A 19,440-nucleotide genomic window follows, 5' to 3' on the forward strand; every position below is an offset into this window, starting at 1 on the left:
CAACAACGCGATATAGCGCGAGATGCACTCTCAACGAAAGGACACCCCATGAGCGAGGAATGGTCGATCGACACCGCCAGGGTGCTCGACATCGGCGGCGACGGCGAGCGGGTCCGCAAGCTCAGCGTCGCGATCGTCGGCGGGAGGGTCGACGTCGTGACCCACGCCGACTCGCCCACCGCCCGGGTCGAGATCGCCAAGGTCGAGGGCATGCCGGTCAAGGTCAGCTGGGACGGCACCAGGCTCAAGATCACCCACGGCGTCGACTCCACCCGGATCCTGGACAAGGTGCGTCAGGCCTTCGACGGCCTCGAGCGCAACCGGGTCGCGATCAGCATCTCGATCCCCGAGGACGCCGAGACCTCGGTGAGCACGGTCAGCGCCAGCGGGCTGCTCGCCGGCATGCGGGCCGGGGCCAGGGCCAACACCGTCTCCGGCTCGATCACCATCGACGACATCGTCGGTCCTGTCGATGTCAACACCGTGAGTGGCGAGGTCGAGTGCGGCAACGTGCGTGGCCCGCTCAAGGTGCACTCCGTGTCGGGCGCAGTCACTGCCCAGCACAGCGATGTGCCCGAGGTCAGCATCAGCACGGTCAGCGGCGACGTCGCCCTCGACCTGGTCAACGGCGCCGCCACGATCAAGTCGAACTCGGTCTCCGGGGACGTGACCGTCCGCGCACCGCATGGCGGCTACGACGTCACGGCCAACACCGCCTCGGGCCAGGTCGTCATCGACGGCCACACCATCGACAAGCACTCGCGCCAGCCCGGCAACCGGCTCACCGACGGCGACGGCAGCCTGCGCCTCAAGGCGAACGCCGTCTCCGGCAACGTCGTCGTCCTCAAGACGCGCCCGGCCGCTCCCGTGGACGAGGCGTCCGCATGAGCCCCGTCTTCGCGCACGGCCAGCTGCGCCTGTACCTGCTGGCCCTGCTCAACGAAGGTCCGCGGCACGGCTACGAGGTGATCCAGGACCTCGAGCACCGGTTCAACGGGCTCTACTCCCCCAGTGCCGGCACGGTCTATCCGCGGCTGGCCAAGCTCGAGGAGGAGGGCCTCGTCGAGCGGTCGGAGGAGGGTCGCAAGGCGATCTACCGGATCACCGAGGCCGGTCGTGAGGAGGTCCGGGCACGTCAGGACGACCTGTCCAGCCTCGAGTCCGACCTCGACCTGTCGGTGCGCGAGCTCGCCGAACAGGTGCGCTCACGCGTCCGTGGCGAGACCAAGGACCTGCGCGCCGAGCTCAAGGCCGCCGCGCAGGAGGCCCGCCGCACGGCGACGCCGGTCGGCGGCCCGGAGCCGTGGCAGGGGTGGAAGGGCAGCGATCCCAAGGCGATTCGCGACCTCGAGCAGGCCGTTGCCGAGCTGCGCTCGGAGGCTCGCGGTGCGTGGAAACGGCACGGGCTCACCAGCGACCAGAGCCGGGAGATCATCGACATCCTCGCCGAGGCGACGGGCCGGATCCGCGACGTCATCACGCGGCGCTGAGGATCGGCCCGACTGAGGTTGCCCGGTCGGTCAGCTCCGGACGAGGAGGGTGCCGGCCGCCTTGTCATGCAGGCCGCGGCCGTCCTTGTCCCAGAACATCGCGGGCAGGAACAGGCAGAGCAGCAGGGTGCGCACCAGCACCTGGGTGGGTCGCGGCGTCCGCCCGTCGAGGGACACCACGCGCAGGCCGACGATGCGGTGGCCGAGGGTGTAGCCGGTCGTGCTGAGCAGGAGCAGGTGCTCGAGGGCGAAGATCGCGAGCAGGATGAGGGTGTCGGCGCCAGAAGCCACTCCCCTGAACGGCAGCGGTACGTCGAACAGCGCCGCCGCGATCAATTGGCAAGCGGTCCAGTCGAGGACGACGCCCACCAGGCGGCGCCCGAACCGGCCCATCGAACCGGCGCCGTCGCGCGGCATACCCAGACGCTCACCCGGGTATGCCGTGGGCGCGCCTGAGCGCGAACCCGGCCCCTGGAGCCACGAACCGATGTCCTTGCGGTCGACCACGCGGAAAGCCTATGTCCGCGTAACACCGGCGAAACATTCGGGTCATGGGTGGGTAATCCCCAGCCGTTAGGGTCGTGGGCGACACCATGTCAGTCATGGGTGGACGCCCCGCGCCACCGCCCCACCAACAGGAGGATGCACTTTGTTCAGCTATGCTGACGAGGTCCTGAAGTTCATCAAGGACGAGGACGTCATTTTCGTCGACGTGCGGTTCTGTGACCTGCCCGGCGTGATGCAGCACTTCAACGTGCCCGCCAAGAGCCTCGACGCGGAGTTCTTCAAGGAAGGGCAGATGTTCGACGGATCCTCGATCCGCGGGTTCCAGGCCATCCACGAGTCCGACATGAAGCTGATCCCGGACCCCACGAGCGCCTACCTCGACCCCTTCCGCAAGGAAAAGACGCTCATCCTCAACTTCTCCATCGTCGACCCGTTCACCGGCGAGGAGTACTCCCGCGACCCGCGCAACATCGCGGCCAAGGCCGAGGCGTACCTCAAGTCGACCGGCATCGCCGACACCGCGTACTTCGGTGCCGAGGCCGAGTTCTATGTCTTCGACGACGTGCGCTTCGAGACCAAGCAGAACGCCAGCTACTACTACATCAACTCCATCGAGGCGGCCTGGAACACCGGGCGCGAGGAGGAGGGCGGCAACAAGGGCTACAAGACCCGCTACAAGGGTGGCTACTTCCCCGTCCCGCCGACCGACCACTTCGCCGACATGCGCGACGAGATGACCCTCGCCCTCGAGGCGGCGGGACTGTCCGTCGAGCGCGCCCACCACGAGGTCGGCACCGCCGGCCAGCAGGAGATCAACTACCGCTTCAACACCCTGAAGCAGGCCGCTGACGACGTGCTGAAGTTCAAGTACATCGTCAAGAACGTCGCGTGGGATGGCGGCAAGACCGTCACCTTCATGCCGAAGCCGATCTTCGGTGACAACGGCTCGGGCATGCACTCGCACCAGTCGCTCTGGAAGGACGGCGAGCCGCTGTTCTACGACGAGCGCGGCTACGGCGGCCTGTCCGACCTGGCCCGCTGGTACATCGGTGGCCTGCTCAAGCACGCCCCGGCGCTGCTCGCGTTCACGAACCCGACGGTGAACTCCTACCACCGCCTGGTCCCCGGCTACGAGGCCCCGGTCAACCTGGTCTACTCGGCCCGCAACCGCTCGGCCTGCATCCGCATCCCGATCACGGGCGACAACCCCAAGGCCAAGCGCGTCGAGTTCCGCGTGCCGGACCCGTCGGCCAACCCCTACCTCGCGTTCTCCGCGATGCTGATGGCGGGCCTCGACGGCATCAAGAACCGCATCGAGCCCCCGGAGCCGGTGGACAAGGACCTCTACGAGCTGCCTCCGGAGGAGCACGACGCCATCGCCCAGGTGCCCGGTTCGCTCCCCGAGGTGCTGAGCGCCCTCGAGGCCGACCACGAGTTCCTGCTCGAGGGTGACGTGTTCACCAAGGACCTCATCGAGACCTGGATCGAGTGGAAGCGCAAGAACGAGGTCGACCCGATCCGGTTCCGCCCGCACCCGCACGAGTTCGAGATGTACTTCGACATCTGACAAGCACGGGTCCCTGACCTGCTGACTGTCGCCTGAAACGGCGGCTGACCTGCGAAAACGCCTTCGAGCGTCGCGCAGGGTCAGCCGCCGTTTCGCATCGGCATCATCGTCGTTCCCACTGCTCCCTCGTAATCTCGAACCGGAAGCCACCACGCTCCGCGCCCTCGACGCCCTGCATGTCGTCAGGTGTCGGGAGCGACTCGACGACGGACATGCCGACCTTCTCCATCACCCTCTGCGAGGCAACGTTCACAGCCATCGTCTCGCCCCAGACCGTGCTGACGCCGAGTTCCGAGAAGCCCTTGTCCACAAGCGCCCGCGAGCCCTCGGTCGCGTACCCCTTGCCCCAAGCGTCCTGGCGGAGTCGGTACCCGAGCTCGACCTCGTCCTGCGGACCCGTGGGCTCTGGGCGCAGATGGAACCAGCCGATGAAGGCACCGGTCTCCTTTTCGTACGCCGCGAACAGTCCGAACCGGCCGTTCCAACGCTCGTACGAGTTGAGCACGTTTGGGATCACCCGATCGCGGACGACGGCGGCCGGCAGCGTCGGCTCGCCACCGGTGAGGTACCGCATCACTGCGGGGTCACTGTCCAGCTCGATCAGCAGGTCCGCGTCGTGCGCAGTGAACTGGCGGAGCACTAGGTGCTTGCTCTCGACGAAGTCGCTCATGGCAGAAGCATGGGCGGGGCGGTTCGCATCGCCAAATGATTTTCTGGTGGCGTGCAATCGACGAGACACTGCGGCGGCACGGAATCGGCTGACTTACCGCTCAAGCTAGCTGGCGGGATCGAACTGGAACGCGCGGAGCTCCTGCGCACACCGGCAGGCGACCGCGAGCTTCGCCGCCCACTCCACTGCCGCCTCGCGAGAGGGCAGCTCCAGCACCGCGTAGCCGCCTTCGAGCTGATTCGTCTGCGCGTACGTGCGCTCGGTCACCGTCCCATCACCTTCGACCATGACCGGCGGAATGCTCTCGTCGATGCCACCGCCGAACACCCAGACCCCGGCGTCCTTCGCCTCCTCCACCACCGCGTGCGCCGCATCCGCAACTGCCTCCAGTTCCTCGGCTGGGACGACCATGGCGCCACTCGGAAACGAGATCAGATACTTCGTCATCGCATCATGGTGGCATCTGCCTGACCGCATAGGGTGCGCAGTGCAATCACGAGAGAGGCACCCATGGCAGGCTCCCACCGGCATACCCACTCGACCGCGCACCCGCCGACTCCGGTGTGGATGCGGATCGCGCTGGCCAGCGCCGTCCTGGTCATCGCCGTCGTGACGGCGGCTGGCATGTGGGTCCTGCGTCCCACTGGCGAGGGCCGACCGGCCGTGCGGGACAGCGCGGTGCCGGGCGTCGAGTACCTCCACGGCACGGTCACCTCGATCGCACCCCTGGACTGTGACCAGTTCGGGGCACCTGACACCGCGACCACCAAGGACCCCGCGACCGCCAAGTGCGGACGGGCCAAGGTGGAGGTCACCAGCGGCCAGGAGAAGGGATCCATGGTCACCGTGGACCTGCCCCCCGATGCGAGACGTGCGGGTGCTGGCATCGGCTTGATAGTGCTCAAGGTCCCCGGCGAGGGCGAGGGCTCGCCCTATACCTTCTACGACATCGAGCGCGGCACTCCCCTGACGTGGCTGGCGGTCGCCTTCGCCCTCACCATCGTCGCCGTCGCCCGGTGGCGGGGCCTGCGGTCGTTGGTCGGCCTCGTCGTCGCCGGCGCGGTCGTCGTCAAGTACCTCATGCCTGCACTGCTCGAGGGGCACAGCCCCGTCGCCGTCGGCCTCGTCTCCTCCGCCGCCATCATGATCGTCGTCCTCTACCTGGCGCACGGTGTCTCGGCCCGCACGACGACCGCCCTCCTGGGGACGTTCGCCGGTCTGGCGATCACCGCGGGCGTCGGCACCCTGGCCGTGGCGCAGGCGCACCTGAACGGCGTGAGCAGCGAGGACAACGCTGCCCTGCAACAGGTGGCCCAGCAGATCGACCTGCGCAACCTGCTGACCTGCGGGATCATCCTCGCCGGACTGGGCATCCTCAACGACGTCACGATCACGCAGAGCTCTGCGGTCTGGGAGCTGTACGACGCCGCCCCTGACATGCCCCCTCTGCGCCTGTACCGCCAGGCGATGCGCATCGGGCGCGACCACATCGCCTCCACCGTGTACACCGTCGTGTTCGCCTATGCGGGCGCCGCTCTGCCGGTCCTGCTCCTCATCAGCCTGGTCAACCAGCCGGTCGCCCGGATCCTGACCAGCTCGGACATCAGCGAGGAGATCGTGCGCACGATGGCCGGTGGCATCGGACTGGTCCTGGCCGTACCAGTCACCACCGCGCTGGCAACCCTCGTCGTTCGATCCCTCCAGGCCAGTGCGAAGCCGGCCACCTCCCCGCAGTCCGAGGCGATGCGTGAGCAGGCCTCAGGCTGAGGAAGTTCACGACCACGCGGCCATAGACTCGCGGCATGTCGGGTGTCAGCCGCTCCAGCGCAGGCCGACGGGCCCGCTCTGCCGGCTCACACCGCACCCCACGCAGGCGCCCAGCGCGCATCGTGCGGTTGGCCACGAAGGTGACCGCGTTGGCGATCGGGACGACCATCGGCCTCGCTGCCCTCGCCAGTCTGGGGATCGGCCCGTTCCGCGCGCCGGCAGCCCAGTCCGAGCGACCGGCATCCGCCAGCGACCCCGAGGAAAGTCCGTCGCAGGGAGCCTCGGCGACGGGAACAAGTCCCGCAGTGCCTGAACCCTCCGCCTCCCCCTCCACCTCGGCATCCACCCCGCGAACCCTGCCCGTCGGCACCCGGACGCGAAAGACCATTGCAGACCGCACGACCCAGGTGGTGGTGGTTCGTGGAGCAACCACCACGTCGAGCGCGGCCACGGTCGAGTTCTACGAACGCGTTGCCGAGGACTGGATTCGAGTGGCCGCCTGGCAAGGGCATGTCGGAAAGAGGGGCTGGGCCACCAACCACGTCGAGGGGGACCTCAAGACGCCCGTGGGCACCTTTGCCCTCAGCGACGCAGGCGGCCGCAAGGCCAACCCAGGATCCCACCTGCCCTACCACCGGTCGACAGCCTTCGAGCCCCCTCCGAAGCAGCCTGGCTTCGGAGACTCGACGGCGGACGCGTTCGACTACGTCATCGCCGTCGACTACAACCGCGTCCCCGGCAGGTCGCCCCTCGACCAGTCACGACCCCTGGGGGCCCGACGCGGCGGCGGCATCTGGCTGCACGTCGACCACGACGGTCCCACGCACGGTTGTGTGTCCATTCCCGCTGAGGGCGTGCGCTACCTCCTGCTGCACCTCGCCCCCGAGTCACATCCCGTCGTGGTCATGGGCGACGCGGCGCAGCTGAGACTCTGAGGCTCTGAGACCCGAGCATCAGCCTGTTGTAGCGTTTCCCCGCGGGGCGAGGGTGCCGAGCCCGACCACCGGAGGAAACGATGAGCGTGACTGGCGGACCGGCGGGCACCAGCAGAAGGCGCCCCTCCATCTCGGACGTCGCCCAGGCGGCGGGCGTCTCACCGGCCGCGGTCTCCAAGGTGATCCGCAACGCGTACGGCGTGAGCCCTGGTATGCGGGAGCGCGTCGAGACCGCCATCCAGCAGCTCGACTATCGCCCCAGCGTGGCCGCACGTGCCATGCGAGGCGCGAGCTTCACGATCGGCTTCGAGCTCCCCCACCTGGGCAACGACTTCTTCACCCAGATCACCCAAGGTGCGGCGAACGCCTTGGCAGGATCCGGATACCAGCTCCTCATCTCACCAGGACAGCAGCACCTCGACGGAAGCGCCGTCCTCGAGGGGATGGTCGACCGGCAGGTGGACGGCATCATCGCCATCTCGTCCGAGGTGAGCGTGGCCTGGTTGGAGGGCCTCACCCGGTCGGTTCCCCTGGTCTTGCTCGGCCGACATGAGCGTTCGTCGCACTTTGACACCGTGTCCGGCAATGACCTCGCCGGGGCCAACCTGGCCATGGATCACCTGTTCGCCCTGGGGCATCGCCGCATCGCCCACCTCACGCTCGTGCCACCGACCGAGGGCGCTCCCCACGCCGCCCGCCTCGCCGCCTATCGCGTGCGCATGGAGCAGGCCGGCTACGAGCCGGACGTGGTCTACACCGACACCGAACAGGACACGTATGCCGCGGCGCGAGCGCTGCTCCAGCGTGACGTGCCGCCCACGGCGGTCTTCGCAGGCCACGATGCGCTGGCGATCAGGGTGTTGGGGGCTGTCTCCGACCTGGGGCTCTCTGCCGACGAGGTGTCCGTCGTCGGGTATGACGGCGTGCCCCTGGCGGACCATCCGCTCATCTCCCTGACCACCGTCGACCAGTTCGGCGTCGACATGGGGGCCACGGCCGCGGAGCTGCTGTTGGAGAGAATTCGCGACGGACGCAGCGAGTCGAGGCACTGTCAGCTCGATCCACGTCTTCTGGACCGAGGGTCCACCAAACCTCTCCTCGCGCCGTAGTAGCTGGTGGTTGACCTCACGCTGGACCAACCCTCAAACCTGCACCACCGTGAAGGACGCGCACAGCAGGTCAGCCTCACGCGAGCTCGGCCCGACGAGGAGCTCGAACTGTCCCGGCTCGACCAGCCGCAGACCCGTCGCGTCGACGAGTGAACAGCTCGCTGCGGGGATCTCCAACGCGACGCGGGCGGACCCTCCCGCCGCCAGCTCCACCTGACGCCAGGCCTTGAGCTCCTTGTCCGCCCAGGTGACGCTCGTGACGACGTCGCGCAGGTAGGCCTGAACCGTCTCCAGCACGGGCCGGCTGCCGGTGTTGCTGACCGTCACCTCCGCCTGAACCATTCCGTCCGCTGCGACGACGTCATGGGTGATCGTGAGGTCGGTGTACGCGACGGAGCTGTAGGACAACCCCTCGCCGAAGGCGAAGAGCGGGTCCTGCGTCAGGTCGGCATACCGGTTGCCGTGCTGACCGCGCACCTGGTTGTAGTAGATGGGCTGCTGCCCCACGTGCCGTGGCACGGACAGTGGCAGTCGTCCGGACGGCTCGATGAGCCCGAGCACCAGCTCGGCCACGGCCCGCCCGCCCTGCATGCCGGGGTTGAACGCCTCGACAAGGCCGGAGGCGGCCAGAGCAGCTGGCGGCAGCACCGCCGGCTTTCCGTGCACCAGCACGACGACGACAGGGGTGCCGGTGGCGACGAGGGCGTCGAGCAGGGCCACCTGTCCGCCCTGGAGCTCCAGCGTGGCGGTCGAGCAGGTCTCCCCCGTCAGGGCGACGGTGTCCCCGACGACGGCCACGACGTAGTCGGCCGCCTCGGCGAGGGCCACGGCCTCCTCGATCAGTTCGACGTCCACGGGCGCCGAGGCGAACAGCGGCGGACGGGGTTGACCGTCCGGGTAGGTCGCCCCTTCGGGATCCGGTACCAGCAGCTCGATGTCGGCACCGCGGGCATGGGTGACGGTCCAGCCGTCGGGGACCACCGAGCGGAACCCGTCGAGCACGGTGGTCACCGACTCGCGGGGATGCCCGTCCGGCATCCAGTTCACCTGGCCGGACGCGCCGGCCCAGTCACCGAGCATGGACTGGGGATCATCGGCATTGGGTCCGATGACCGCAACGGTGCGTTGCAGTCCCGGTGCGACGGAACGGCCCCCGCCGTCCGCACCGTACTCGTCGCTGCCGACGATCCCGCCGATCCCGCCCTCGAGTGGGAGGGTGCCGTCGTTGCGCAGCAGCACCAGTGACCGGCGGGCGAGCTCGAGGTTGAGGGCAGTGTGCTCGGCGCACCCGATCACGGCCGCCTGCCGCGCGGGATCGGGCGCACGGGGGTCCTCGAACAGTCCCAGCTCGAACTTCAGACGCAGGATCCGCCGGACGGCGTCATCGATCTGCTGCTCGTCCAGACTCCCCTGCGCGACCGCTGCCTGGGCGCCGTCGAAGAAGTCCGGGGTCGCCATCACCAGGTCGTTGCCGGCACCCACCGCGATCGTGGCCGCCTCTGTGGCATCCGCGCAGACCTTCTGCTCCCAGACCATCCTCCCGACGTTGTCCCAGTCGGTCACGAGCGTTCCGGTGAACCCCCACTCCCCCTTGAGCACGTCGTTGAGCAGCCAGCGGTTCGCGGTGATCGGGACACCGTCCATCGCCTGGTACCCGAGCATGAAGGTGCGACACCCCTCCGCGACGGCCCGCTCGAAGGGTGGGAGGAACCACGAGCGCAGCTTGCGCCGGCTGAGGTCGGCCTCGCTGGCGTCGCGGCCCCCCTGTGTCTCGGAGTACCCGGCAAAGTGCTTGGCACAGGCCAGTACCGCCGTCGGGTCGTCCAGGCCCGCCCCCTGGTAGCCGCGCACCATCGCCGCCCCCAGCTCGCCGATGAGGACAGGGTCCTCCCCGAACGTCTCGTTGACCCGCCCCCACCGCAGGTCACGGGTGATGCACAGGACCGGCGAGAAGGTCCAGTGGATCCCCGTTGCCGCGACCTCGACGGCCGTCGCCCGGGCCGCGCGCTGCACCAGCCCGGCATCCCACGAGCAGGCCATCCCCAGCTGGGTGGGAAAGATCGTGGCGCCGGGCCAGAACGAGTGGCCGTGGATGCAGTCGTCAGCCGTGAGCAGCGGGATGCCCAGCCGGGTCGAGGCCGCCAGCTCGATCGCGGCCAGCAGACGCTCAGGAGAGGCGTGCAGGATCGAACCGGACAGCTTGGTGGTCACCACGTCCTCGAGATCGCCCCGAGCATCGAGCTGCAGCATCTGGCCGACCTTCTCCCCCAACGTCATTCGGGAGAGAAGGTCCTCGAGCCGTTCGTCGATCGGGATCGACGCGTCCTGGTACGGCAGCACGGGCTGGCTGTTCACCGGCGCCTCCGTCATCCCTGCCGGGCAACACTCGAGAAGGCATGCTCTCCGGCGCCGACCGTCTGCTGCGTCCCGTCCGGCAGCTGCACCTGCGCCTCCACTCCCTCGGGGACGGTCACGCGAAGCGACAGCCCGTCGTCGTCGAGCGACCAGTCGGTCGAGATGGCTCCGTGCCTGGTCTCGAGGGCTGCTTTGGCCCAGGTCAGGCCGCCGCCCGGCCGTGGCGCGACCAGCACGCGGTCGTACCCCGGGCTGAGCGCGGCGATCCCGCCGATCGTCCGGTGCATCCAGTCGGCCACGGCGCCAAGGGCGTAGTGGTTGAAGCTCGTCATCTCGCCGGGGTTGATCGTCCCGTCGGGAAGCATGGAGTCCCACCGTTCCCAGACCGTGGTGGCACCCATCGTGACCGGGTAGAGCCACGACGGGCACTCCCGCTCCAGCAGCAGGCTGTAGGCGTCGTCCAGGTGGCCGGTCGACGTCAATGCGTCGGTCACGAACGGCGTCCCCGCGAACCCGGTGGAGATGCGGAACCCGTTCTGCCGCACCAGTTCCGCGAGCCGGTCACCGGCGCCCTGGCGATCAGCACCGTCGAGCAGGCCGAACTCGATGGCGAGGGCGTAGACGGTGGCGCAGTCGCTGAGGACGCGGCCGCCGTCCGTGACGTAGTGCTTCTGGAAGGCGCTGCGCACCCGCTCTGCCAGCGCCGAGAAGTAGCCCGCGTCGTCCGGATTGCCGAGGATGTCGGCCGCCGCCTGGACCTGGCGCAAGCTGCGGTAGTAGCACGCGGTCGCGAGGACGCCCTTGTCGGCACGCGCCTCGAAGGGCGCGTCCGGCGGCGCCTGGGGGTCCAGCCAGTCGCCGAACTGGAAACCCTTGTCCCACAGGTCGGTATCCGAGAGGAGCCCCTCGACGCGGCGGGTGTGCGCCGTCATGGCGGGGTACTGGCGGGCCAGGGCCTCGCGATCCCCGTAGGCCTCCCAGAGCGCCCACGGCACCCAGACCGCCGCGTCACTCCAGATCGCCGTGCTGTCGGGGTCGGGGAAGTCCGCCGGGATCTCCATGTACTTGAGCACGTCCGGCACCACGAACGGCACCATGCCCTCTGCGTGGCTCTGCTCGAGGTCGACATCGACGAGCCAGTTCGAGAGGAAGCCGGAGACGTCATACAGGTATGCCGCGGTGGGGGCGAACGCTGCGATGTCACCGGTCCAGCCGAGCCGCTCGTCGCGCTGCGGGCAGTCGGTCGGGACGTCGAGGAAGTTGCCCTTCAGACCCCAGACGACGTTGCGGTGCAGCTGGTTCAGGAGTTCGTCGGAGCACTCGAACGTCCCTGTCGGCTTCAGCTCGGAGTGGACGACCACAGCCTCGACTGAGTCGGTGGTGAGCTGGCCCGGCCAACCCGACACCTCGGCATACCGGAAGCCGTGAAAGGTCTTGGTGGGCTCGAAGGTGTCCACTCCCCCACTGAGGATGAATCGGTCGGTGGCCTCCGCGCTGCGTAGCGGCCGCGTACCGAGCTCGTCGTGCTCGAGCACCTCGGCGTGACGAACCGTGATCTCGCCGCCTGCTTCTCCCTGCACGGTGAAGCGCAGCCAGCCCACGAGGTTCTGTCCGAAGTCGACCAATGTGGCGCCGGCCGGGGAGGTCCACACCTTCACCGGTGTCACGACCTCCTGACGGCGGACAGGAGGCCCGAGGTAGGGCTCGAGGCGAGCAGCGTCGTGGGTGACGACGTGCACCCCGGACCAACCCTCGAGCGCTGCCCCCGGGAGGGTCCAGTCCGAGGAGTCCAGGCGAGCGTCGATGGTCTGGCCGTCGTAGAGGTCGTTGGCCAGCGTGGCGGACGGACCTGACTGCCAGGTGGCGTCCGTGCCGACGACCTGACGATGGCCATCCCCGAACTCCAGGTGCAGCTCGGCGAGGCCGGCGAGCTCGGAGCCGTAGAACGCACCCTTGCCACTCCACCCCAGGCGTCCGCGGAACCAGCCGTTGCCGAGCGCGAGCCCCAGCACCGAGGTGTCCGAGACGAGCGGGAGGACGTCGTAGCTGCGGTAGCGCAGGCGCCACTCGTAGCTGGTCCACCCCGGCGTGAGCACCTCGTCGGAGACGGGCGCGCCGTTGAGGGTCGGCTCGACGACTCCGTGCGCAGTCACGAAGAGCGTCGCGCCGACAACGGCACCGTGGCCCTGGTCGAGCGCAAACTCCTTGCGCAGCAACGGAGCTCCGGCGAAGTCCTCGTCGGGGGCGATCAGGTCCGCGGACCAGTCGTGGGTCATGTCTGCCTTTCAGAACGGAAGTCGAGTCGATGTGGACGTGGGCGGTCGGGCAACTCGGGCGGCGGCATTGCGCAGCCCGAGTCATCCGAGTCGCTGGAGTCGCCGGGGGGTGTCAGCCCTTCACGGCACCGGCAGTCATGCCGGCGACGATCTTGCGGTTGAAGAAGATGAAGAGGATGAGCGGCGGCAGCGTGACGAGCACGATGTCCATGAACAGCAGGTTGTACTGCGTGCTGAACTGGCTCAGGAAGGTGAAAAGGGTGAGCTGCACGGTGGCGTTCTCGTCACCGGGCAGGAAGTACAGCGGGTTGACGAAGTCGCTGTAGATGAAGACGGACGACACCAAGATGACCGTGATCGTGACCGGCCGCAGGAGCGGGAAGATCACCCGGAAGAAAAGGTTCAGCCCCGTGCATCCGTCGATCATGGCGGCCTCGTCGAGCTCGCGCGGGATCGCCGCGACGAACGCTCGGAACAGCAACACGGCGAAGGACATGTTGAAGGCCACCTCGACGAGGATCAGCCCGGGCAGTGTCTTGAACAGGTGCAGCTGCTGCAACACCCAGATGGTCGGCACGACGGCCGGCGGGATGATCAACCCGGAGAGGACCAGGATGTTCGCGATGTTCGCGATGCGTCCCGGCCGCCGCTGGATGACGTACCCCACCATCGCGCACAGCACCACGACGATCGCCACGGAGACAACGGTGAGGACCATGCTGTTCTTGAAGGCCGTGAGCAGCAGGCCGTCCCGGGCCGCGAAGACCTCCTTGAGGTTGTCGACGATCGGCCACGACGTCGGCAATGAGAAGTTCAAGTCCTCGGACTCGAACTCGTCCTTGGACGCCGTCAGGAACATGAACACGAACGGCACGACGAACACGACCAAGGCGACGAGGATCGCCACCACCTCCAGTGAGGCACGTCGCACGGCTCTCATGACTCCACCTCCTTGGAGTTGAAGTACCGGAACAGCGGGAACACGATGAGCGACACGAGGATGAACAGGACGACGTTGCCCGCGGTGGCCAGACCGAAGAAGCCGGCCTGGTACTGCTTGTAGATGACCGAGGCGATGACGTCACTGCTGAACCCCGGGCCGCCACCGGTCATGGTCCAGATGAGGTCGAAGGAGCGCAGGCCACCGATCAGGGAGAGCAGGATGACGGTGAAGGTGGCCGGGGCCGCGAGCGGCACGGTGACGTTCCTGAACTTGGTCCAGGCACCGCCGCCGTCGACGTCGACGGCCTCGTAGTAGTCCTTGGGGATGGCCAGGATGCCCGCGATGTAGATGAGGGTGGCCAGTCCGACTCCCTTCCAGACGTCCACGAGCGCCACCGAGAGCAGGGCGGTGGTGGGGTCGCCAAGCCAGTCCGGTGAGGTGATGCCCACCTTGGCCAGAAGGGTGGCCACGACGCCAAGGTCCGGCTGCAGCAGCACGCTGAACGTGATGCCCACGGCCACCGTGCTGACCAGGACGGGGAAGAAGACGATCGAACGCAGGAGGCCGCGCGACCGGATCGGTCCGGTGAGCAGCACGGCGAAGAGCATTCCGAGGACCACCTTGAGCCCGCTGGTGACGACGGCGTAGATCAGGGTGTTCTTGAGGCCGCTGACAAGGGACTGCTCGGAGAAGAACTGCTTGAAGTTGTCGAGGCCGATGAACTCGGACTCGAACAGCGTCCAGCGAGTCAGCGAGTAGTAGAAGGCGATCACCGTGGGGACAATGAACATCAGGCCGTACACGAGGCCTGCCGGGGCGTAGAACCAGTAGGAGTACGTACGCGCCCGGAGGTTGCGGGCGCCGTTGTTGCCGACCTGCTTTCGGCTGGGCCGGCCGGCCCCCGCGTCACCGCGGGGACCGGTCGTCCGGGTCTGACTTGGGGTGGCGTTGGTTACCATCCCGGCAGTCCCAGCTGCTTGGCTTGCTTGGTCACGTCGGAGTCGTACTGGGCGGCCCCAGCCTTGGCGTCAGTCTGTCCGGTGGCCACTGCGACGGTGATCTGCTCGAGCGACGGGCCCTTGACCGGTGAGAGGAACTCCAGGGCCGGGGTGGTGGCCTTGGCGTCGATGTAGGCCTGGAGGTCCTGTGCGACCGGAGGCGCGTCAGCCGGAACCTTGGACCCGATGACCATGTAGGGGCCGGTCGGCGGGGCAGCGGAGGAGTAGACCTCGGAGCCAGCCGGCGAGGCGACGAAGGCGATGAACTTCTTGGCAGCCTCGATGTTCTTGCTGGCCTTGGGGATGTACTGACCGTTACCGGGCCAGATGGTTGCCCCGTTCTTGCTCGCGTCGTCTCCCGGGATCCCGAAGAAGCCGATCTTGGCGGCGTCCTCCTTCGACAGCGTGCCGACCGGGAAGGTGAGGAGCGGGTACTGGGCGGCCTTGCCACTGGCCAGGAGCTTCATGCCCTGGTCGAAGGTCGTGGATCCGGCGCTCTTGTTCAGCCAGCCCTTGGCCTTGGCCTCCGCCGTCTTCTCGAAGCCCTTCACCGCCGCCGCGTCGGTCGCGTACTTGACCTTGTTCGCCGTGTAGTCGGCGGCGAAGGTGGGGTTGGCCGACGCCACGTTGTGGAAGTCGCCGAGGACGAACAGCTGGGAGGTCCAGGTGTCCTTGAAGCTGCCGATCACCGCGGTGATGCCGGCGGCCTTGATCTTGTCGCTGTTGGACTCGAACTCAGCCCACGTCTTGGGCACCTGCAGCCCGAGCTTGGTGTAGACGTCCTTGTTGTAGAGGATGCCGCCACCCATCACGGTGCCCACTGGCGCGCCGTAGACCTTGCCGTTCTGCGTGACGGTCGGCAGGAACGCCGGGTCGGTGTCCTTGAGGGCCGGGTCGTTGGTCAGGTCGACCAGGGTCTTCTCCGGGCTCAGCGCCTGCAGGAGGGACCCGGAGTTGTACCAGAACACATCTGCCATGTCGCCGGTCGACAGCTTCGTCTTGACCAGGTTGTCTCCATCGGCACCACCGGGCCGGGACTCCAGCTTGACTGTGATGTCCGGGTTCGCCTTCTCGAAGGCCGCCGCGATCGCCTTGGCAGGCTTGACGGTCGTCTCCGCGTTGTCGGTGAGCAGCGTGATCGTCGTCTTGCCGCCGGACGAGCCTGAGCCTGAGTCCCCACCAGCGCAGGCCGCGAGCGAGACGAGGGCAGTTGCAGTGACGACGGTGACCGCCAGCTTCGAGCGGTAGATCTTCATGGGTACCTCCACAGCATTGGGGCGCGTATCCGCGATGGCTTCCATCGATTTTGAATCGCTTCATTTCTCGATGTCGCTACAAGGTAGAACCAGGCCCGCGATCGTGTCAACCGTTCTACAGAACTTCTTTTGCAGCGACGATGGTGCCTTGATGTCGAGATTTCACGCCGGCGCACCGGGGTGGCCGATCGCTCCCTTGGTCCCGTTGACGAGCCGCGCTCAATGCTGTTTACTCCATTCAACTGAAACGCTTCATTTCGGATCGAACGAAGGGACGGACGGACAGGCATGAACACTTTTGCCGATATCGCGGACAGGCTCTCCCATCAAGCGATCGAACTGCCCTCCTGGGCGTTCGGCAACTCGGGCACCCGGTTCAAGGTCTTCGCCACCCCCGGCACTCCCCGCACGGTCGAGGAGAAGCTGACCGACGCTGCCCAGGTCCACCAGCTGACCGGGCTCGCGCCGTCAGTCGCCCTGCACATCCCGTGGGACCGGGTGGACGACTACGACAAGCTCGGCCGCTTCGCCGAGGACCTCGGCGTGCGCCTCGGGACGATCAACTCCAACACGTTCCAGGACGACGACTACAAGTTCGGCAGCCTGACGCACGTCGACGAGCGGATCCGTGCCAAGGCCATCGCCCACCAGCTCGAGTGCATCGACATCATGGACGTCACCGGCAGCCGTGACCTGAAGATCTGGCTGGCCGACGGCACCAACTACCCCGGTCAGGGTGACCTGCGCGACCGCCAGGACCGCCTGGCCGACAGCCTCCAGCAGGTCTACGCCCGCCTCGGCGACGACCAGCGACTCGTCCTGGAGTACAAGTTCTTCGAGCCCGCCTTCTACGCCACCGACGTCCCCGACTGGGGCACCTCCCTGGTCCACTGCCTGGCCCTGGGCGAGCGGGCCACCGTGTGCCTCGACACCGGCCACCACGCCCCCGGCACCAACATCGAGTTCATCGTCGCCCAGCTGCTGCGGCTCGGTCGGCTGGGCTCCTTCGACTTCAACTCGCGCTTCTACGCCGACGACGACCTCATCGTCGGGGCAGCCGACCCGTTCCAGCTGTTCCGCATCCTCTACGAGGTGATCCGGGGCGGCGGCTACGGCGAGGACAGCGAAGTGGCCTTCATGCTCGACCAGTGCCACAACGTCGAGGACAAGATCCCCGGCCAGATCCGCTCGGTCCTCAACGTCCAGGAGATGACCGCCCGGGCGCTGCTCGTCGACCGTGCCGCGCTGCGCGAAGCCGAGCGCGCCGGTGACGTCCTGGGCGCCAACGGCATCCTCATGGACGCCTTCTACACCGATGTCCGCCCCGACCTCGCCGACTGGCGCGCCAGCCGCGGACTGCCCGCCGACCCGATGAAGGCCTACGCCGCCAGCGGCTACCAGGACCGCATCGCCGCCGACCGGGTGGGCGGCACCCAGGCCGGCTGGGGCGCCTGACCGCGCCCGCACCTTCCCGAGCTCCTCACCGACCACCGAACCGACTGACCCTCGAAAGAGAAAGAACCCCCGATGACCAACCCCGCCGTCTCCGACCTGATCGCCCGCTCCAACCGCCTGGGCGCCGACCCGAGAAACACCAACTACGCCGGCGGCAACACCTCCGCCAAAGGGTCCGAGACCGACCCGGTGACCGGCGAGCAGGTCGAGCTGCTCTGGGTGAAGGGCTCCGGCGGAGACCTCGGCACCCTGAAGGAGTCCGGTCTGGCCGTCCTGCGCCTCGACCGGATGCGGTCCCTCGTCGACGTCTACCCCGGCGTCGAGCGCGAGGACGAGATGGTCGCAGCCTTCGACTACTGCCTGCACGGCAAGGGCGGCGCCGCCCCATCGATCGACACTGCCATGCACGGCCTCGTGGACGCGGCGCACGTGGACCACCTGCACCCCGACAGCGGCATCGCCATCGCCACCGCCAAGGACGGCGAGCAGCTCACCAAGGAGATCTACGGCGACAAGGTCGTCTGGGTCCCGTGGCGCCGTCCCGGCTTCCAGCTGGGGCTGGACATCGCCGCGATCAAGAAGGCCAACCCGCAGGCCGTCGGCACCATCCTCGGCGGCCACGGCGTGACCGCGTGGGGCGACACCAGCGAGGAGGCCGAGGCCAACTCGCTGTGGATCATCCAGACCGCGCAGGCCTACCTCGACGAGCACGGCAAGACCGAGCCGTTCGGCGCCCAGCTGCCCGGGTATGCCGCCCTCCCGGAGTCCGAGCGCCGCGCCAAGGCCGCAGCCCTGGCCCCCCACCTTCGGGCCGTCGCCTCGCAGGACCGGGCCATGGTCGGCCACTTCAGCGACGCCGACGTGGTCCTGGAGTTCCTGGCCAGCGAGAGGCTCGCCCCGCTGGCCGAACTCGGCACGTCGTGCCCCGACCACTTCCTGCGGACGAAGGTCAAGCCTCTGGTCGTCGACCTCCCGGCGGAGGCGACGGTCGAGGAGACCGTCGCGCGCCTCGGTGAGCTGCACACGGCATACCGCGAGGACTATCAGGGCTACTACGACCGCAACGCGACTTCCGACTCCCCCGCGATCCGCGGCGCCGATCCGGCCATCGTCCTCGTGCCCGGGGTGGGCATGTTCTCCTACGGCAAGGACAAGCAGACCGCCCGCGTCGCCGGCGAGTTCTACACCAACGCCATCAACGTCATGCGCGGCGCCGAGGCGGTCTCGACCTACGCCCCCATCGACGAGTCCGAGAAGTTCCGCATCGAGTACTGGGCCCTCGAGGAGGCCAAGCTCGCCCGCATGCCCAGGCCCCGCTCGCACGCCGGCCGGATCGCCCTCGTCACCGGGGCCGCCTCGGGCATCGGCAAGGCCATCGCGACCCGGCTCGCCGCCGAGGGCGCCTGCGTCGTCATCGCCGACCTCGACCTCGCCAAGGCGCAGGCCGCGGCCGCGGAGCTCGGCGGCACCGACGTCGCGGTCGGCGTGCAGGCGAACGTGACCGACGCCGCCGCCGTGCAGGCCGCGGTCGACGCCACGGTGCTCGCCTTCGGCGGGATCGACCTGCTCGTCAACAACGCCGGCCTGTCCATCTCCAAGCCGCTGCTCGAGACCACCGAGGCCGACTGGGACCTGCAGCACGACGTCATGGCCAAGGGCAGCTTCCTCGCCTCCAAGGCGGCGGCCAAGGCGATGATCGACCAGAAGCTCGGTGGCGACATCCTCTACATCTCCTCCAAGAACTCGGTCTTCGCCGGCCCCAACAACATCGCCTACTCCGCGGTCAAGGCCGACCAGGCCCACCAGGTGCGGCTGCTCGCCGCCGAGCTCGGCGAGCACGGCATCAAGGTCAACGGCATCAACCCCGACGGCGTGGTCCGCGGCAGCGGCATCTTCGCCGGCGGCTGGGGAGCCAAGCGCGCCGAGGTCTACGGCGTGCCGGAGGAGGAGCTCGGCGCCTACTACGCCAAGCGCACCCTGCTCGGCCGCGAGGTCCTGCCCGAGCACGTCGCCAACGCCGCCGCGGTCCTGACCTCCGACGAGCTCAGCCACACCACCGGCCTGCACATCCCCGTCGACTCCGGCGTCGCCAACGCCTTCCTGCGCTAGCCC

Annotated in this window: 16 protein-coding genes; 8 read left to right on the forward strand and 8 right to left on the reverse strand. The window is 68.1% G+C overall.

Annotation, left to right across the window (positions count from 1 at the left end):
• Positions 1-48 precede the first annotated feature (48 nt).
• Both AC1DYG_RS09300 and AC1DYG_RS09305 read left to right on the forward strand, forming a co-directional pair.
• Positions 49-888, forward strand: coding sequence for a DUF4097 family beta strand repeat-containing protein (locus AC1DYG_RS09300; protein ID WP_477639580.1), 840 nt, complete (start codon positions 49-51; stop codon positions 886-888).
• Positions 885-1,490 (forward strand): PadR family transcriptional regulator, encoded by a 606-nt coding sequence (locus tag AC1DYG_RS09305; protein ID WP_477639581.1) that lies wholly within the window; start codon positions 885-887, stop codon positions 1,488-1,490. The genes AC1DYG_RS09300 and AC1DYG_RS09305 overlap by 4 nt, the downstream gene beginning before the upstream one ends.
• Positions 1,491-1,520: 30 nt before the next feature.
• On the opposite strand, the gene AC1DYG_RS09310 is transcribed toward AC1DYG_RS09305, so the two are convergent.
• A complete protein-coding gene (locus AC1DYG_RS09310; RefSeq protein WP_477639582.1) occupies positions 1,521-1,997 on the reverse strand; it encodes an RDD family protein in 477 nt (158 codons plus the stop codon).
• 142 nt (positions 1,998-2,139) lie between these two features.
• On the opposite strand from AC1DYG_RS09310, the gene glnA reads away from it, so the two are divergent.
• Positions 2,140-3,564 carry a type I glutamate--ammonia ligase gene (glnA, locus tag AC1DYG_RS09315; RefSeq protein ID WP_477639583.1) on the forward strand — a complete coding sequence of 475 codons (1,425 nt, stop codon included), beginning with the start codon at positions 2,140-2,142 and terminating at the stop codon, positions 3,562-3,564.
• Positions 3,565-3,667: 103 nt separating this feature from the next.
• On the opposite strand, the gene AC1DYG_RS09320 is transcribed toward glnA, so the two are convergent.
• Both AC1DYG_RS09320 and AC1DYG_RS09325 read right to left on the reverse strand, forming a co-directional pair.
• Entirely contained in the window at positions 3,668-4,234 is a 567-nt protein-coding gene (locus AC1DYG_RS09320) for a GNAT family N-acetyltransferase (RefSeq protein WP_477639584.1), read from the reverse strand.
• 105 nt (positions 4,235-4,339) lie between these two features.
• The gene (locus AC1DYG_RS09325) at positions 4,340-4,681 is read right to left on the reverse strand and encodes a YciI family protein (protein ID WP_477639585.1); all 342 of its coding nucleotides are present in this window, start codon (positions 4,679-4,681) and stop codon (positions 4,340-4,342) included.
• A 63-nt stretch (positions 4,682-4,744) separates the two neighbouring features.
• On the opposite strand from AC1DYG_RS09325, the gene AC1DYG_RS09330 reads away from it, so the two are divergent.
• From AC1DYG_RS09330 to AC1DYG_RS09340, 3 genes are all read left to right on the forward strand, one after another.
• Positions 4,745-6,001, forward strand: a complete 1,257-nt coding sequence (locus tag AC1DYG_RS09330; protein ID WP_477639586.1) for a YibE/F family protein — start codon at positions 4,745-4,747, stop codon at positions 5,999-6,001.
• A gap of 35 nt (positions 6,002-6,036) precedes the next feature.
• Positions 6,037-6,936: a L,D-transpeptidase family protein gene (locus AC1DYG_RS09335; RefSeq protein WP_477639587.1), complete on the forward strand. Its 900-nt coding sequence runs from the start codon at positions 6,037-6,039 to the stop codon at positions 6,934-6,936.
• An 86-nt stretch (positions 6,937-7,022) separates the two neighbouring features.
• Positions 7,023-8,045: a LacI family DNA-binding transcriptional regulator gene (locus AC1DYG_RS09340; RefSeq protein ID WP_477639588.1), complete on the forward strand. Its 1,023-nt coding sequence runs from the start codon at positions 7,023-7,025 to the stop codon at positions 8,043-8,045.
• A gap of 33 nt (positions 8,046-8,078) precedes the next feature.
• Here AC1DYG_RS09340 and AC1DYG_RS09345 read toward each other — a convergent pair whose 3' ends face one another.
• From AC1DYG_RS09345 to AC1DYG_RS09365, 5 genes are all read right to left on the reverse strand, one after another.
• Positions 8,079-10,400, reverse strand: a complete 2,322-nt coding sequence (locus tag AC1DYG_RS09345; RefSeq protein ID WP_477639589.1) for an exo-beta-d-1,3/1,6-glucosidase — start codon at positions 10,398-10,400, stop codon at positions 8,079-8,081.
• Between the two features lie 11 nt (positions 10,401-10,411).
• Positions 10,412-12,676 (reverse strand): alpha-L-rhamnosidase, encoded by a 2,265-nt coding sequence (locus AC1DYG_RS09350; protein ID WP_477639590.1) that lies wholly within the window; start codon positions 12,674-12,676, stop codon positions 10,412-10,414.
• A gap of 112 nt (positions 12,677-12,788) precedes the next feature.
• Positions 12,789-13,616, reverse strand: a complete 828-nt coding sequence (locus tag AC1DYG_RS09355; RefSeq protein WP_477639591.1) for a carbohydrate ABC transporter permease — start codon at positions 13,614-13,616, stop codon at positions 12,789-12,791.
• On the reverse strand, positions 13,613-14,578 hold the full coding sequence (locus tag AC1DYG_RS09360; protein WP_477639592.1) for a carbohydrate ABC transporter permease: 966 nt from the start codon (positions 14,576-14,578) through the stop codon (positions 13,613-13,615). The genes AC1DYG_RS09355 and AC1DYG_RS09360 overlap by 4 nt, the downstream gene beginning before the upstream one ends.
• A complete protein-coding gene (locus AC1DYG_RS09365) occupies positions 14,572-15,873 on the reverse strand; it encodes an ABC transporter substrate-binding protein (protein ID WP_477639593.1) in 1,302 nt (433 codons plus the stop codon). The genes AC1DYG_RS09360 and AC1DYG_RS09365 overlap by 7 nt, the downstream gene beginning before the upstream one ends.
• 288 nt (positions 15,874-16,161) lie before the next feature.
• Here AC1DYG_RS09365 and rhaI point away from each other — a divergent pair, with 288 nt between their 5' ends.
• Positions 16,162-17,328: an L-rhamnose isomerase gene (gene rhaI, locus AC1DYG_RS09370; protein ID WP_477639594.1), complete on the forward strand. Its 1,167-nt coding sequence runs from the start codon at positions 16,162-16,164 to the stop codon at positions 17,326-17,328.
• A gap of 72 nt (positions 17,329-17,400) precedes the next feature.
• The gene (locus AC1DYG_RS09375; protein ID WP_477639595.1) at positions 17,401-19,437 is read left to right on the forward strand and encodes a bifunctional aldolase/short-chain dehydrogenase; all 2,037 of its coding nucleotides are present in this window, start codon (positions 17,401-17,403) and stop codon (positions 19,435-19,437) included.
• Positions 19,438-19,440 lie beyond the last annotated feature (3 nt).

This window comes from Pedococcus sp. P1_H8, assembly GCF_056405175.1.

Coding starts and splice junctions, on each gene's coding strand:
- AC1DYG_RS09300 (WP_477639580.1), top strand. CDS start 49: ATGAGCGAGGAATGGTCGATCGACACCGCCAGGGTGCTCGACATCGGC.
- AC1DYG_RS09305 (WP_477639581.1), top strand. CDS start 885: ATGAGCCCCGTCTTCGCGCACGGCCAGCTGCGCCTGTACCTGCTGGCC.
- AC1DYG_RS09320 (WP_477639584.1), bottom strand. CDS start 4,234: ATGAGCGACTTCGTCGAGAGCAAGCACCTAGTGCTCCGCCAGTTCACT.
- AC1DYG_RS09325 (WP_477639585.1), bottom strand. CDS start 4,681: ATGACGAAGTATCTGATCTCGTTTCCGAGTGGCGCCATGGTCGTCCCA.
- AC1DYG_RS09330 (WP_477639586.1), top strand. CDS start 4,745: ATGGCAGGCTCCCACCGGCATACCCACTCGACCGCGCACCCGCCGACT.
- AC1DYG_RS09335 (WP_477639587.1), top strand. CDS start 6,037: ATGTCGGGTGTCAGCCGCTCCAGCGCAGGCCGACGGGCCCGCTCTGCC.
- AC1DYG_RS09350 (WP_477639590.1), bottom strand. CDS start 12,676: ATGACCCACGACTGGTCCGCGGACCTGATCGCCCCCGACGAGGACTTC.
- AC1DYG_RS09355 (WP_477639591.1), bottom strand. CDS start 13,616: ATGAGAGCCGTGCGACGTGCCTCACTGGAGGTGGTGGCGATCCTCGTC.
- AC1DYG_RS09360 (WP_477639592.1), bottom strand. CDS start 14,578: ATGGTAACCAACGCCACCCCAAGTCAGACCCGGACGACCGGTCCCCGC.
- AC1DYG_RS09365 (WP_477639593.1), bottom strand. CDS start 15,873: ATGAAGATCTACCGCTCGAAGCTGGCGGTCACCGTCGTCACTGCAACT.
- rhaI (WP_477639594.1), top strand. CDS start 16,162: ATGAACACTTTTGCCGATATCGCGGACAGGCTCTCCCATCAAGCGATC.
- AC1DYG_RS09375 (WP_477639595.1), top strand. CDS start 17,401: ATGACCAACCCCGCCGTCTCCGACCTGATCGCCCGCTCCAACCGCCTG.